Source organism: Streptomyces sp. NPDC048718, from assembly GCF_043198875.1.
Lineage (GTDB): Bacteria > Actinomycetota > Actinomycetes > Streptomycetales > Streptomycetaceae > Streptomyces.
The window spans coordinates 420786-434900 of the sequence record NZ_JBICVG010000003.1 but is presented as its reverse complement, the minus strand read 5'-3'; the positions used below and the strand labels follow the sequence as shown (position 1 = coordinate 434900).

Below are 14115 nucleotides of genomic sequence, written 5' to 3'. Positions count from 1 at the left end.
CCCGCTCTTGAAGCGGGCGTCCGCCCCCGCCACCCGCCCCGCGAAACCTGTGAGAATGCGCGCCATGGACAGCAGCAGCACCCGACGTCAGGCGACCCGCTCGAAGCTCTACGAAGCCGCCGTCACCCTCATAGCGGAGCAGGGCTTCTCGGCGACCACGGTCGACGAGATCGCCGAACGCGCGGGGGTCGCCAAGGGCACCGTCTACTACAACTTCAAGAGCAAGACCGAACTCTTCGAGGAGCTGCTGCGGCACGGCGTCTCCCTCCTGGCCGCCTCCCTGCGGACGGCGGCCGAGGAGACCGCCGCGCGGGGCGGCACCCGGGTCGAGGCGCTGGACGCGATGATCCGGGCCGGCCTGGTCTTCATCGAGCGCTATCCGGCCTTCACCCAGCTGTACGTGGCGGAGCTGTGGCGCACGGGGCGGGCCTGGAACTCGACGCTCCTGGTGGTACGCCAGGAGGCCGTCGCGGTCGTCGAGGGCGTGCTGCGCGAGGGGGTGGCGGCCGGCGAGCTGAACGAGGAGATCGACGTACCGCTCACCGCCTCCGCCCTGGTGGGCATGGTGCTGGTGGCCGCGCTCGACTGGCAGGCGTTCCAGAGCGAACGTTCCCTGGACGACGTCCACGCGGCGCTGTCCCGGCTGCTGCACGGGCGGGTCGGCGGCCGCTGACCCGGCCCTCGGCAACACGTACCGTGACGCGGCGTCCCTGACACGAAACAGAGCGCCGGTCCGGTGTGACTCGATCCCCTCGAGCCTCGCCGGACCGGCGCTCTTCCCGTACCCCGTATCCCCGTTTTCCCGTATCCCCGTATCCCCCGGTTTCCCGTATCCCCGTTCCGGCAGGTGCGCGGCCCCGCTCCGCAGCCCCGTGCCGGCGGTTTCGGAGCCACGCCCCTTCCATGCCTTCCACTCTTCCGTCTCCACAGGTCAGGGCCTATCCGCGCGGCTACTCATCTCGCCCTCTAGGTACACCTACTCAGACTGGTTACGATGCCCGGCGTGTCCGTACTCCCCCTGGTCTTCACAAGCGGCTGGGCGAGCGGGATCAACGCGTACGCGGTGGTCCTGCTGCTCGGCCTCCTCGGCGCGACCGGTCTCGCCGACGACGTGCCCGGCGCGCTGCAGCGGCCCGACGTCCTGATCGTCGCCGGGATCCTGTTCCTGTGCGAGGTGGTCGCGGACAAGATCCCGTACGTCGACTCCGTCTGGGACACCGTCCACACGGTGATCCGGCCGATCAGCGGCGCGGTGGTGGCCGCGCTGCTGGCCGGGCAGTCCGGTTCGCTGCCCGAGCTGGCGGCGGGCGCGATCGGCGGCGGTACGGCGCTGCTCAGCCATCTCGTCAAGGCGGGCACCCGGATGGCGATCAACAGTTCGCCGGAACCGTTCTCCAACATCGTCGTGTCGACGCTGGAGGACCTGGGGGTGGCGGGCCTCGTCACCTTCGCGATCTTCCATCCGGTCGCGGCGTCGGTGATCGCGGGCACGTTCCTCGTCCTCGGTCTGGTGGTCGTCGCCTTCCTCGCTCATCGCATCCGCCGCTTCTGGCGGCGCCGGGCCGCCCGCCGCGAGGAGAAACGACTCGCCGCCGCGGCCCTGGCCGCCCCGCAGGCACCGCCTCCGCCCGCCCCGTACGCGGACTGACGCCGGGGCGGGCGGCCGGTCCGAAAGCACACCGGGACCACACCGGCCCCCGGACCAGCCCCCTCCCCCGGACCGCGCCCGGCGCGCCGTCCACCGCTGCCGATAAAGTCCCGGTCATGGCACGGATTGTGGTGATCGGCGCGGGTCTCGGCGCCATGGCGGCAGCCGCCCGGCTGGCGGTGGCGGGCCACCGCGTGGCGGTGTACGAGAGCGGTGCGACGTACGGCGGCGGGGTCCGCCGACTGGAACGCGACGGGTTCGGTTTCGACACCGGCCCCGGGCTGCTGCATCTGCCCGCCGTCTACCGCGATCTGTTCGTCAAGACCGGCAAGCAGCCCCTGGAGGAGTGCGTCACGCTCACCCAGGTCGATCCGGCGAGCCGGCACGTCTTCGCCGACGGCACCCGCGCCGACCTGCCGAACGCCTCGCGCGCCGGCACCGTCGCCGCCCTGGACGCCGCGCTCGGCGCGGGCACGGGGGCACGCTGGGGCGACTTCCTGGTGCGGGCCCGCGAGGCGTGGGACCGCACCCGGCGTCCGCTCCTGGAGGAACCGCAGGCCGCCGACGGCTCCACCGTCGCCGCGCTCGGCCGCGACCCGTACCCGGCGCTCAAGGCGGGCCTGCTGCGCCGCCCGACGACCACCCTCGCCCAGGTCGCCGCCCGTGAGCTGCGCGATCCCCGGCTGGTCGCGCTGCTCGATTCGTACGCCTGGGGGTACGGCTTCGACCCGGCCGACGCGCCGGCCTCGGCGGCCGTCCTGCCGTATCTGGAGCAGACCTTCGGCACCTGGTACGTGGGCGGCGGCATCCGGGCGCTCGCGGACGCGGTGTACGAGCGGTGTGTGCAGCGGCGGGTGGAGTTCGTCTTCGGCGCCGAGGTGACGGACGTCGTGGAGGAGGGCGGCCGGGCGGCCGGGGTGCGCCTCGCGGACGGCCGGACGGTACCGGCGGACCATGTGGTCGCGGGCGCGCCCGTGCCCGCGCTGTACCGGGAGGGGATCGTCGGCCCCGGGCTCCCACAGAGCCGGCCCGAGACCTGGCCGAGGCACCAGCCGGTGCGCACCGGGCGGGTGACGTTGTGTCTGGCGCTGCGCGGCGCCCGCGAAGCGGGGGCCGTCCACCGCACCGTGGTGCACGCCGCCGCCGGCCTGCCGACGGTGACGGTGCTGCGGCCCGGCGATCCGGCGCTGCGGCCCGACGACGCCCACGAGTCGGTGACGGTCACGGCGACCACGGAAATCCTGCCGTCCTGGACGGAGTTCGCCGGGCGGATGCTGACGCGGGCGGAGGCGGCCGTGCCGGGGCTGCGCGACCGGCTGCTGTGGCAGGAGGTGCGCACCCCCGACGACACGCTTGTGGAGACGGGCGCGGCCGAGGTGCCCGGGCCCGCGCTGGCCGGGGACCGCGGCCGGTGGCTGCCCGCCGCGAATGTGTCGCCGCTGCCGGGCCTGTACTTCGCGGGCGGCTGGTCCCACCCGGGCGGTGGGCTCGCCCACGCCGGGATGTCGGGCGCCCTGGTCGCCGGTCTGATCGTGGAGGGCGCGGACTTCCGCGGCTCGCAGTGAGGGGTGGGCCGGTCGTACGGGCGGGGGCTCGTACGGGTGGGCCGGGTGCGGGCCGGGTGCGCCCCGGGTGCGGGGGGCCGTCGGGTGCGCGATCGTGGCGGGGGAAGCGGCGGCCCCGCGGCACGGACGCGGGCCGTGACCCCGGACGCTGGAGTGACCGACGATGGCCAAGCTGCTCTTCGTACTGACCGCATCCCCCTACTGGACCCTCAAGGACGGCACCCGGCACGCCACCGGCTACTGGGCCGAGGAGTTCGCGGCGCCGTACGAGACGATCACGGACGCCGGCCACCAGGTCGTGGTGGCCTCCCCCGGCGGGGTGGTCCCCACCGTCGACATGATGAGCCTGCGCCCCGACATGGCGGGCGGCGCCGACGGCGCCCTGGCGCTGGAGCGCGTCATCCGCCGCGCGGAGGAACTCCGGCGGCCCATCCGGCTGTCCGAGGCCCGGCTGGAGGACTACGACGCCGTCTACTTCCCCGGCGGCCACGGTCCGATGGAGGACCTGTGGCAGGACGCCGACGCGGGCCGGCTGCTGACCGAGGCGCTCGCCTCGGGCAAGCCGCTCGCCGTGGTCTGCCACGCCCCCGCCGCGATGCTGGCCACCCGGGTGCGCGGGGTCTCGCCCTTCGCCGGCTACCGGGTCACCGGCTTCACCAACGACGAGGAGGACGCCGTCGGGCTGGCCGCCCAGGCCCCGTGGCTGCTGGAGGACCAACTGAAGGAACTGGGCGTGCGGTTCGAGCGCGGCGAGATGTGGAAGCCGTACACGGTGGTCGACCGCAATCTCCACACGGGTCAGAACCCGGCGTCGTCCGGCGTCCTCGCCAAGGAACTGCTCAAGGTCCTGGCGTAGCCGGGCAGGCGGCGGGCCGGAGAGGGCCCGGTCGCCCGGCCAGGGAGGCAGCGGGCGGCTCAGCGCCGGGAGGCATGGACAGCGAGCACGTCCCAGCCGATCCCCAGCAGGCTCAACCGGGCCTCGAGCGCCGCTTCCTGTTCCCGTGTGGCCTCGATCCACAGGGCCGTCCCGGAGTCGTCGGCGCTGAAGACCGGCCGGCCGCCGCCCCACGCCTCGGCGTGGATGGTGTAGGGGGCCAGGTCCGTCAGGACGGCGAACTGCCCGTCGTCCCGGGGGTCGAGGTCGATCCCCATCCCGGGGTCGGCACGCCGGGAACGGCTGCCGCGCGCGACGCCCTCGCGGGCCAGCGACAGGGCACGCTCGCAGGAGGGCAGGACCTCGGGCGGCCACGGGGCGTCGCTGTAGACGTCGATGTGGGCCACGTCGATGCCCGGGCGCAGGACCCGCAGCGCTTCGCGGTGGACCCGTACGACGTCCGCGGGGCTCGCGCCGTCCGTGAGCACGTACGCGCGGACCCCGGCTTCTTCCTGACCGTTCATCCGTGAGACGTTCTCACGGACGGACGACATCCGCATGGGGATATCCGCCATGACGCGCACCCGGCCGACCGGGTGCCAGGGGGCTCAACGGTAGTGCTGGTCACCGCCGTTGCCACCCTGGCCGCCGTGGCCGCCGTGGCCGCCGTGACCGCCCTGGCCGTAGTGCCCCTGCGGCTCGTGCGGCTCCTGGGGGTCCTGCTGCTCCGGCGGGTAGGGCGGGTACGCGGGCTGCTGCCCCGGGTCGCGCTGCTGCGGGACCCAGACGCCGCCGGGCGGGGTGTCGTAGCCGCCGTACGAGGAGGCGTACGGATCGGCGTAGGGCTGCTGGTAGGGGTCTTGGGGCCGGCCGCCGCCGATGTACGGGTCGGAGTAGGCGGCATAGCTCTGCTGGTCGCCGGTGCCGTAGTCGTAGGCCGGCTGGTGCTGCCCGTATCCGGCTCCGGGGGCGTACGGGTCGGCGTAGGCCGCCGTCCGGTCGTCGGCCGGGGCGGCCGGGGCGGCCGGGTGACCGTAGGAGCCGTCGTAGACCCCGTAGTTACCGGTGTCCTCGGGCATCGGCTCCGCCGCGTACACCGCGGTGGGCGCGGCGGCGTCGGGGTCCGCCGGGGCGGCGGGGTCGGCACCGGTCTCGTGGGCGGCGTCCTCGTACGTGAGGTCGCTGACCTCCAGGGTCGCGCTCTCCCGGCTCTTGCCGCCGCCCGCCCTGCGGCGGCGGCTGGCGCCCGGGCGGCCGCCGATGGCCCAGCCGGTGGAGAAGCCGCGCCGGAAGGAGAGGGTGACGAGGATCTGGCCGGTGGCGAAGGCGAGGGCGCCGATGACGATCACCAGCACCGACGGCAGCAGCACGCCGAGGACCACGCCGAGGAAGCCGCCGAAGGCGAGCAGACGCCAGCGCAGTCGCGCCTTGTACTGCAGCAGCACTTCACCCAGCAGCCAGAGCGCCACCACTCCGAACGCGATGTAGAGGACCGTCCACCCCATGCCCGCCCCTCTCCTTCGGCCTCCGCCGCGGGTAAGGGCGGGTAGGGCCGGTCAGGACTGCTGGTGCAGTCCGAGATTCTCGTAGATCTCGAGCGTCGCCACAGAGTTGTTGAGCGTGATGAAGTGCAGTCCGGGGACACCCTCGGAGAGCAGCCGCGCGCAGAACTCGGTCGCGAACTCGATCCCCAAGGAGCGTACAGCGGCGGGATCGTCCTTCACCGCGTGGATGCGGTCCTTGACGTCCGCCGGGAAGGCCGCGTTGCTCAGCAAGGGCAGCCGTTCCAGGGTCTTCACGCTGATCACGGGCATGACCTCGGGGATGATCGGCGTGTCGCAGCCGGCCTTCGCCACGCTGTCGCGCAGCCGCAGATACGCCTCCGGGTCGAAGAACATCTGGGTGATGGCGTAGTCGGCGCCCGCCCGGCACTTCTCCACGAAGTGGCGGATGTCGGTGTCCCAGTCGGTGGAGCGCGGGTGCATCTCGGGGAAGGCGGCGACGCCCACGCAGAAGTCGCCGGACTCCTTGATCAGCCGGACCAGGTCGGCCGCGTAGTGGACGCCCTCGGGATGGGCGATCCAGTCGCCGAGCGGGTCGCCCGGCGGGTCGCCGCGGACGGCGAGCATGTTGCGGATGCCGACGTCGGCGTACTGGCCGAGGACGTTGCGCAGTTCGGCGACGGAGTGGTCGACCGCGGTCAGATGGGCGACCGGGGTGAGCGTGGTGTCGGCGGCGATCTTCTGGGTGGCCTTGACGGTGCCGCCGCGGGTGGAGCCGCCGGCACCGTACGTCACCGAGACGAAGCTCGGCGCGACCGCCTCGATGCGGCGCATGGCGTTCCAGAGGCTCTGCTCGCTCTTCTCGCTGCGCGGCGCGAAGAACTCGAAGGAGTACGAGGTGCCACCGGAGGCGAGGATGTCGCGGACCGTGCGCGCACGGTCCGGACGGACGGAAGCGGTACCAAGGGCCATACCGGCAGGTTAGACGGGGCCCGGGGTGCGGCGGGGGCATGTCCGCTTAATGGACAACCGGCGGATGCCGCTGCGGACACCGTCCCGGCGCCCGTGGACACCCCCGAAGAGCCCTCCCCGGGCCCGCGCGAACGCCTTGACCGAACGCCTTACGTGAACGCCTTACGCGACTCAGGCGACAGGCGCGGCGGTCTCACGCGCCGGGTCGCGTTCGCGGATCCGGCGGGCGAGGGCGGCCGCCGCGGCGGCGGGGTCGGTGGCCTCGGTGAGCGCGCGGACGACCACGATCCGGCGGGCGCCCGCGTCCATCACCTGGTCCAGGTTGGTCTCGTCGATGCCGCCGATGGCGAACCAGGGCCGGTCCTGGGCCAGGGAGGCCGCGTACCGGACGAGGCCGAGGCCCGGCGCGTACCGTCCGGGCTTGGTGGGGGTGGGCCAGCAGGGCCCGGTGCAGAAGTAGTCGACGCCCGGTTCGGCGGCGGCCGCGGCCACCTCCGACTCGGCGTGGCAGGAGCGGCCGATCAGCACCTCGTCGCCGAGGATCGCGCGGGCGGCGGGCACCGGCAGGTCGCCCTGGCCGAGGTGGAGCACGTCGGAGCGGACGGCATGGGCGACGTCGGCCCGGTCGTTGACGGCGAGGAGCGCGCCGTGGCGGCGGCAGGCGTCGGCGAGGACGGCCAGATGGTCCAGTTCCTCACCGGCTTCCATGCCCTTGTCGCGGAGCTGGACGACGTCCACGCCGGAGGAGAGCACGGCGTCGAGGAAGTCCGGCAGGTCGCCCTGGCGCTTGCGGGCGTCGGTGCACAGGTAGAGCCGGGCGGCGGCGAGCCGGTCGCGGGGCGAGGTGCGGGGCGACGGCACGGGCCGGGCAGAAAGTGCGGCCGTCGTTGACGGTGCGGACGGCGTGGTCAGCGCGGACGGCATGGACGGTGCGGACTCCATGGAAAAGCTTCTCCCCCTCGGATGGCGCCGGACCGGCCGGCCGGAGCGGGGCCGGCCCGGCGTCCGCGCGCCGTACGCCCGCACACGTCCGGCTGGACGCGTACGGGCGTACGGACACCCGGACGTACGGGTGCGGATGTGCGGGCTTCTCGGGTCAGACGGCGAGCGCCTGGGCGCGGCGCTTCACCTCCGTGCCGCGATTCTCGGCGAGGGCCTGCGCGGGGGTGCCGGGCAGGCTCTCGTCCGGAGTGAACAGCCACTCCAGCATCTCTTCGTCGGAGAAGCCGTCGTCCCTGAGGAGGGTCAGAAGGCCGACGAGCCCCTTGACCACCTTGCCGTCCTGGATGAAGGCGGCGGGCACCTGGAGCGCGTTGTTCTCCCCGCGGCGTACGGCGATGAGCTGGCCCTCGTTGACCAGCTGCCGGACTCGCGTCACCTGGACGTCGAGGAGTTCCGCGATGTCGGGGAGGTAGAGCCAGGAGGGGACGAGAGCATCGGTTCTTGCGTCAATCTCGGTCACAGGACAAGCGTGCCATCTCGGACCGACAGCCGGTAGTCGGGCCCTACCGGAGTGCCGCCTTCAGGGGGACGGCCGGGTCGGCGGCCTTCGCCGGGTCGACCTCGGCGCCGCTCTCGATCAGCCGGCGGCCCTGGGCGAGGTCGCGCGGGCGGCCGACGGCCAGCAGCGCCCGGACGGCGCCGTCGCGCAGCCACAGCACGCTCCAGGCCGGATCGGCCGGGTCGCCGCGCCACAGCAGGGTGTCGGTCTCGGCGTGATGGCCGGCGTACTGGACGAAGCGGCCGAACTGCTCGGACCAGAAGTAGGGCACCGGGTCGTACGGCGCGGGCGACGGCACCCCGGCCCCGGCCCCCGCATCCGCACCCGCCTCCGAATCGGCCTCCTCCCCCGCGCCCACGCTCGCGGCGGCCGTGCGCGCGGTCTCGGCGACGATGTCGGCGGCGACGGTACGGGGGCCCTGGAGGGCGTTGTCCCAGTGGTGGACGAGCAGCCGGGTGCCGTAGCGGGCGGACGGGAAGGACGCGCAGTCGCCGACCGCGTACACGTCGGGCAGCGAGGTGCGCAGCCGGTCGTCGGCCGTGATCGCGCCGTCCGGGTCGAGGGCGGCGCCGGAGCCGGCCAGCCAGCCGGTGGCGGGGCGGGCCCCGATGCCGACGACGACGGCGTCGGCAGGCAGGGCGGTGCGCTCGCCGGATCGCCCGGCGCCCTCGGCGAGGACGACCCGGCCCGGCTCGATGTGCTCCACGCGCGCGTTGAGCCGGAGTTCGGCGCCGCTCTCGGCGTACCAGCGGGCCATGGGCACGGTGACCTCGGCGGGCAGAGCGCCGGCCAGCGGCCGGTCGGCGGCCTCGACGACGGTGACGGCGCAGCCGGCCTCGCGCGCGGCGGTGGCGAACTCGGCGCCGATCCAGCCGGCCCCGACCACGACGACGTCGCGCCGGTCCTTGAGGACGGCGCCGAGGCGGCCCGCGTCGTCGAGGGTGCGCAGCAGGTGGACGCCGGGGACGCCCTCGCCGCCGGGCAGGGTGAGCGGGTGGGCGCCGGTGGCGACGACGAGGGTGCCGTACGGGACGGGGCCGGCCTCGGTGTCGATCTCGTGGTCGGCCGGGCGCAGTCCGGTGACCTCGACGCCGAGGCGGAGTTCGACGCCGAGGGAGTCGAAGTCGATGTCGAAGGCGGAGCCCTCGGCCTTGCCGAGGAGCACGGCCTTGGACAGCGGGGGCCGGTCGTAGGGCTGGTGCGGCTCGGCGCCGATGAGGGTGACGGGGCCGGTGAAACCCTGTTCGCGCAGGGCGACGGCGGTCTGGACGCCCGCCATTCCGGCACCGGCGATCACGACGTGGTGGGGTACCTGCTTCTGCTCGCTCACCCGGCCACCCTACGCACCGGACCCACCTGACACACCGTCAGTTCGCCGGGTGGCCGGAGGCGCCCTGTGGCGCGCCCCGGACGAGGGCTAGTGTGGCGGACGTAGAGCACTCGCGGGAGCCCGGACGCACCGGGCTGAGAGGGAGGCTGACCGGCCTCCGACCGTACGAACCTGATCCGGGTCATGCCGGCGAAGGGAGGGGCTGGACGCCCATGTCGCGTACTTCCGGCACGGCCGCGGTCGACGCCGCGGTCGACGTCCTCGTCATCGGGGGCGGAATCATCGGCCTGGTCACGGCCTGGCGGGCCGCGCAGCGCGGGCTGCGCACCGCCGTGGCCGATCCCGAACCGGGCGGCGGGGCCGCCCGGGTGGCGGCCGGCATGCTCGCCGCCGTCACCGAACTCCACTACGGCGAGGAGACCCTGCTCGGCCTCAACCTCGCCTCGGCGCGCCGCTATCCCGAGTTCGTCGCCGAACTCGCCGACGCCACCGGCGGTCTGGACGTCGGCTACCGCGCCTGCGGCACCCTCGCCGTCGCGCTCGACGCCGACGACCGGGCGCACTTGCGCGAACTGCACGCGCTCCACAACCGCTGCGGGCTCGTCTCGCAGTGGCTGAGCGGCCGCGAATGCCGGCGGCTCGAACCGATGCTGGCCCCGGGGGTGCGCGGCGGGCTGCGAGTGGACGGGGACCACCAGGTCGATCCGCGGCGGCTCACGGACGCGCTGCTGGTGGCGTGCGAGCGGGCCGGGGTGGTGTTCCACCGGGCGCGGGCCGAGCGGCTCACGGTGGTACGGGACCGGGCCGCGGGCGCGGTCCTCGCCGACGGCACCGCGCCGGCGGCCGGGCAGGTGGTGCTCGCCGGGGGCTCGCTGAGCGGCCGGCTCGACGGCGTGCCGGCGCACGCGGTGCCCCCGGTCCGGCCGGTGAAGGGGCAGGTGGTGCGGCTGCGGGTACCGCCCGCGTACGCGCCGTTCCTGTCCCGGACCGTGCGCGCGATGGTCCGCGGCGGCCAGGTCTATCTCGTGCCGCGCGAGAACGGCGAGCTGGTCGTCGGCGCCACCACCGAGGAGCAGGGCTTCGACACCACGGTGACCGCCGGCGGGGTGTACGAGCTGCTGCGCGACGCCCATGAACTGGTGCCCGGCATCACCGAGCTGCCGCTCACCGAGACCCGCGCCGGGCTGCGGCCCGGCTCCCCCGACAACGCGCCGCTGCTCGGCCCGAGCGCGCTCGCCGGACTGCATCTGGCGACCGGGCACCACCGCAACGGGGTGCTGCTCGCCCCCGTCACCGGCGACGCCCTGGCCGAGGCGCTGACCAGCGGCTCGCTGCCCGAGGAAGCGCGCCCGTTCACCGCCCGCCGTTTCGCGCCCACCTCCCTGGAGTACGCATGAACACCGACACCGACACCGACAGCGGTACGGACAGCGGTACCGGCATCGGCATCGGCACGGCTGCCGACGCCCCGGTGACCGCGACCGGGTCCGCGGCCACGACCCCGCCCGCGCCCGTGGCCGTGACGGTCAACGGCCGGGCCCGGACGCTGACCGGGCCGACGGCCCTCGCGGAGCTGGTCGCCGAGTTCACCCCGGCCCCCTCCGGCGTGGCCGCCGCCGTCAACGAGACCGTCGTCCCGCGCGGCGAGTGGGCGGCGACCCGGCTCGGCGAGGGCGACCGGGTCGAGATCCTCACCGCGGTCCAGGGAGGCTGAGCGCGATGTCCGACGACGTGTTCCCGCTCGGCGGCAGGGAGTTCTCCTCGCGCCTGATCATGGGCACCGGCGGGGCGCCCAGCCTCGACGTGCTCGACCGCTCCCTGGTCGCGAGCGGTACGGAACTGACCACGGTCGCCATGCGCCGCCTCGACCCGACGGTGCGCGGCTCCGTCCTCTCCGTCCTCGAACGGCGGGGCATCCAGGTCCTGCCGAACACCGCCGGCTGCTTCACGGCGGGCGAGGCGGTGCTGACGGCGCGGCTGGCCCGGGAGGCCCTCGGCACGAACTGGATCAAGCTGGAGGTCATCGCCGACGAGCGGACCCTGCTGCCGGACCCGGTGGAGCTGCTCGACGCGGCGGAGACGCTGGTGGACGACGGCTTCACGGTGCTGCCGTACACCAATGACGACCCGGTGCTCGCGCGGAAGCTGGAGGACGCGGGCTGCGTGGCGGTCATGCCGCTCGGCTCGCCGATCGGCTCCGGGCTCGGCATCCGCAACCCGCACAACTTCGAGCTGATCACAGCGGCGGCGGGCGTACCGGTGATCCTCGACGCGGGGGCGGGCACGGCCTCGGACGCGGCCCTCGCGATGGAGCTGGGGTGCGCGGCGGTGATGCTGGCCTCGGCGGTGACCCGGGCCCAGGACCCGGTGCTCATGGCCGGGGCGATGCGGCACGCGGTCGAGGCGGGACGGCTCGCGTACCGGGCGGGGCGGATCCCGCGCCGGCACTTCGCGGAGGCGTCCTCGCCCCGGGAGGGCCTGGCCCGGCTGGACCCGGAACGCCCGGCGTTCTGAGCCCTCTCCCGGGTAGGGGCCGGGACCCGGACTCGTACGCCGTACGTCCCTTCCTGTACGCCGTACGTGTCCGGGACTCGTACGGCGTACACCGCTGCCCGTACCCCGTACGGCCGGGCCCGCGCACCGTACGTACGCCCTTCCGCACCCTTCCGGGCCGTCTCCCGGGCCGGGAATCCGGCACGCCGATCCAGCACGTCACAAGAGCGCTGCAGAGCCCGGCCGGACGGGCGGGGCCCGGCCCGGGCCCTCGTAGACTCGACGGGTGGACACGACCCTTCAGGACCCCCTCGTCGGGCGGCTGCTCGACGGCCGCTACCGCGTCGACGCGCGCATCGCCGTCGGCGGTATGGCCACGGTCTACCGGGCCGTGGACACCCGGCTCGACCGCGAGCTCGCGCTCAAGGTGATGCACCCGGACCTCGCCACGGACGCCGCGTTCGTGGAGCGGTTCATGCGGGAGGCGAAGTCCGTCGCCCGTCTCGCGCACCCGAATGTCGTCGGGGTCTTCGACCAGGGCGCGGACGGCGCGTACGTCTATCTGGCCATGGAGTACGTAGCCGGCTGCACCCTGCGGGACGTGCTGCGCGAGCGCGGCGCGCTGCGGCCGCGCGCGGCCCTCGACGTCCTGGAGCCGGTGCTCGCCGCGCTGGGCGCCGCGCACCGGGCCGGGTTCGTGCACCGGGACATGAAGCCGGAGAACGTCCTGATCGGCGACGACGGCCGGGTGAAGGTCGCCGACTTCGGCCTGGTGCGGGCCGTGGGCTCGGTCACCGACACCACCGGCTCGGTCCTCGGCACCGTCTCCTACCTCGCGCCGGAGCAGATCGAGGACGGCAGCGCCGACACCCGGGCCGACGTGTACGCGTGCGGGGTCGTCCTGTACGAGATGCTGACCGGCGCCAAGCCGTACACCGGCGACACCCCGGCCCAGATCCTCTACCAGCACCTGCGCACCGACATGCCCGCGCCGTCCGCCGCCGTCCCGGGGCTCGCCCCCGAGCTGGACGCGCTGGTGGCCACGGCGACGGCCCGCGACCGCGAGGCGCGGCCCGGCGACGCGGTGGCCCTGCTCGCCCTGGTCCGCGAGGCGCGGGCCCGGCTCGACGACGCGCAGCTGGACGCCGTACCGCCGCAGGCCAAGGAGCCGGCGGCGGGCAACGGGGACGCCGAGTCGGAGGCACGGACCAGTGTGCTCCCCCGGCTCCGGCCGATGCCCGTGGAGCACACCAGCGTGCTGCCCACCCCCGCACCCGACCCTGCCGCCCCGGCGTCGGCGGCGTCTTCGGCGTCGGCGGCCGGTTTCCGCCGCCGGATCACCCGCGGGCCGCTCCTGATCGTCACCGCCGTCCTGCTCGCCCTCGGCATCGGGACCGGTGTCTGGTACATCAACGCGGGCCAGTTCACCCATGTCCCCGCCGTCCTCGGCCAGAGCGAGGCCGAGGCCACCCGGCGTCTGGCCGGCACGGGCCTGGAGGTCGGCGCGACCGAGCGCGCGTTCAGCGACGTGTACGAACGCGGCACCGTCATGGCCGTGGACCCGGCTCCCGGCGAGCGGATCCGCGGCAACGGCCGGGTGACGCTCACCCTGTCCCGCGGTCCCAAGGTGGTGAAGGTCCCGAACCTCAAGGGTGTCCCGCTCGCCGAGGCGAAGAAGCGGCTGGCCGACGAGGGGCTCGCGCCCGGTGTCGTCGGCTACGCCTTCAGCCGGTCCGTCGCCCAGGGCGCGGTGATCGGCTCCGACCCGGAGCCCGGCACCGAGCGCGCCCCCGACTCGGCGATCGCGCTCCAGGTCAGCAAGGGCGTGCCCGTCCCGGTCCCGGACGTCACCGGGCAGCCGGTGTCACAGGCCACGGCCACCCTCCAGAAGGCCGGTCTGAAGGTGGCGGTCGCGCCGGAGCGGGTCGAGTCCCCGGTGGACGCCGGCGCGGTCGCCGCGCAGTCGCTGGCCGTGGGCAGCCGGGCCGCCAAGGGCGACACCATCACGCTGACCGTCTCCAAGGGTCCGAGGATGATTCCCGTTCCGGACGTCGTGGGCCGTACCGTGGACGAGGCGAAGGACGCGCTGGAGAGCGCCGGCTTCACGGTGAAGATCTCCAAGACCTTCCCGTTCCTCGGCGACGAGGTCTCCGCCCAGTCCGTGCCCGGCGGGCAGAACGCCCCGGAGGGCTCCGCCGTCACCCTCACGATCAAGGGACTCTGAACTCTC

The 14115-nt window shown here is 74.4% G+C and carries 14 protein-coding genes and 1 riboswitch; of the genes, 8 read left to right on the top strand and 6 right to left on the bottom strand.

Annotated elements, in window-relative coordinates:
- Nucleotides 1-64: 64 nt before the first annotated feature.
- The 4 genes from ACGFRB_RS07595 to ACGFRB_RS07580 all read left to right on the top strand — a co-directional run bounded on the left by ACGFRB_RS07595 (nt 65) and on the right by ACGFRB_RS07580 (nt 4069).
- Nucleotides 65-673, top strand: coding sequence for a TetR/AcrR family transcriptional regulator (locus ACGFRB_RS07595; protein WP_363011526.1), 609 nt, complete (start codon nt 65-67; stop codon nt 671-673).
- A gap of 330 nt (nt 674-1003) precedes the next feature.
- Nucleotides 1004-1648, top strand: coding sequence for a DUF4126 domain-containing protein (locus tag ACGFRB_RS07590; RefSeq protein WP_363011528.1), 645 nt, complete (start codon nt 1004-1006; stop codon nt 1646-1648).
- Nucleotides 1649-1764: 116 nt separating this feature from the next.
- Nucleotides 1765-3213, top strand: a complete 1449-nt coding sequence (locus tag ACGFRB_RS07585; RefSeq protein WP_393240268.1) for a phytoene desaturase family protein — start codon at nt 1765-1767, stop codon at nt 3211-3213.
- Nucleotides 3214-3376: 163 nt separating this feature from the next.
- A complete protein-coding gene (locus ACGFRB_RS07580; protein WP_393240265.1) occupies nt 3377-4069 on the top strand; it encodes a type 1 glutamine amidotransferase domain-containing protein in 693 nt (230 codons plus the stop codon).
- 59 nt (nt 4070-4128) lie between these two features.
- Here ACGFRB_RS07580 and ACGFRB_RS07575 read toward each other — a convergent pair whose 3' ends face one another.
- From ACGFRB_RS07575 to ACGFRB_RS07550, 6 genes are all read right to left on the bottom strand, one after another.
- A complete protein-coding gene (locus tag ACGFRB_RS07575; RefSeq protein WP_393240262.1) occupies nt 4129-4662 on the bottom strand; it encodes a hypothetical protein in 534 nt (177 codons plus the stop codon).
- A 33-nt stretch (nt 4663-4695) separates the two neighbouring features.
- Nucleotides 4696-5592 carry a hypothetical protein gene (locus ACGFRB_RS07570; RefSeq protein ID WP_393240259.1) on the bottom strand — a complete coding sequence of 299 codons (897 nt, stop codon included), beginning with the start codon at nt 5590-5592 and terminating at the stop codon, nt 4696-4698.
- Nucleotides 5593-5643: 51 nt separating this feature from the next.
- Entirely contained in the window at nt 5644-6561 is a 918-nt protein-coding gene (gene metF / locus ACGFRB_RS07565) for a methylenetetrahydrofolate reductase [NAD(P)H] (RefSeq protein WP_393240256.1), read from the bottom strand.
- Between the two features lie 171 nt (nt 6562-6732).
- Nucleotides 6733-7503: a thiamine phosphate synthase gene (gene thiE, locus ACGFRB_RS07560; protein WP_393240254.1), complete on the bottom strand. Its 771-nt coding sequence runs from the start codon at nt 7501-7503 to the stop codon at nt 6733-6735.
- Between the two features lie 154 nt (nt 7504-7657).
- On the bottom strand, nt 7658-8023 hold the full coding sequence (locus ACGFRB_RS07555; RefSeq protein ID WP_363011540.1) for an Rv2175c family DNA-binding protein: 366 nt from the start codon (nt 8021-8023) through the stop codon (nt 7658-7660).
- Between the two features lie 43 nt (nt 8024-8066).
- Nucleotides 8067-9392, bottom strand: coding sequence for an NAD(P)/FAD-dependent oxidoreductase (locus ACGFRB_RS07550; RefSeq protein ID WP_393240250.1), 1326 nt, complete (start codon nt 9390-9392; stop codon nt 8067-8069).
- 102 nt (nt 9393-9494) lie between these two features.
- Nucleotides 9495-9607: riboswitch (TPP riboswitch) on the top strand.
- On the opposite strand from ACGFRB_RS07550, the gene thiO reads away from it, so the two are divergent.
- The 4 genes from thiO (at nt 9605) to pknB (ending at nt 14109) form a co-directional block, all read left to right on the top strand.
- The gene (gene thiO / locus ACGFRB_RS07545; RefSeq protein WP_393240248.1) at nt 9605-10789 is read left to right on the top strand and encodes a glycine oxidase ThiO; all 1185 of its coding nucleotides are present in this window, start codon (nt 9605-9607) and stop codon (nt 10787-10789) included. It overlaps the preceding riboswitch by 3 nt.
- Nucleotides 10790-10905: 116 nt before the next feature.
- Nucleotides 10906-11106, top strand: coding sequence for a sulfur carrier protein ThiS (gene thiS / locus ACGFRB_RS07540; protein ID WP_393240596.1), 201 nt, complete (start codon nt 10906-10908; stop codon nt 11104-11106).
- Between the two features lie 5 nt (nt 11107-11111).
- Complete coding sequence (locus ACGFRB_RS07535; RefSeq protein ID WP_393240245.1) at nt 11112-11906, top strand: thiazole synthase; 795 nt, start codon at nt 11112-11114, stop codon at nt 11904-11906.
- A gap of 265 nt (nt 11907-12171) precedes the next feature.
- Nucleotides 12172-14109, top strand: coding sequence for a Stk1 family PASTA domain-containing Ser/Thr kinase (gene pknB, locus ACGFRB_RS07530; protein WP_393240242.1), 1938 nt, complete (start codon nt 12172-12174; stop codon nt 14107-14109).
- Nucleotides 14110-14115 lie beyond the last annotated feature (6 nt).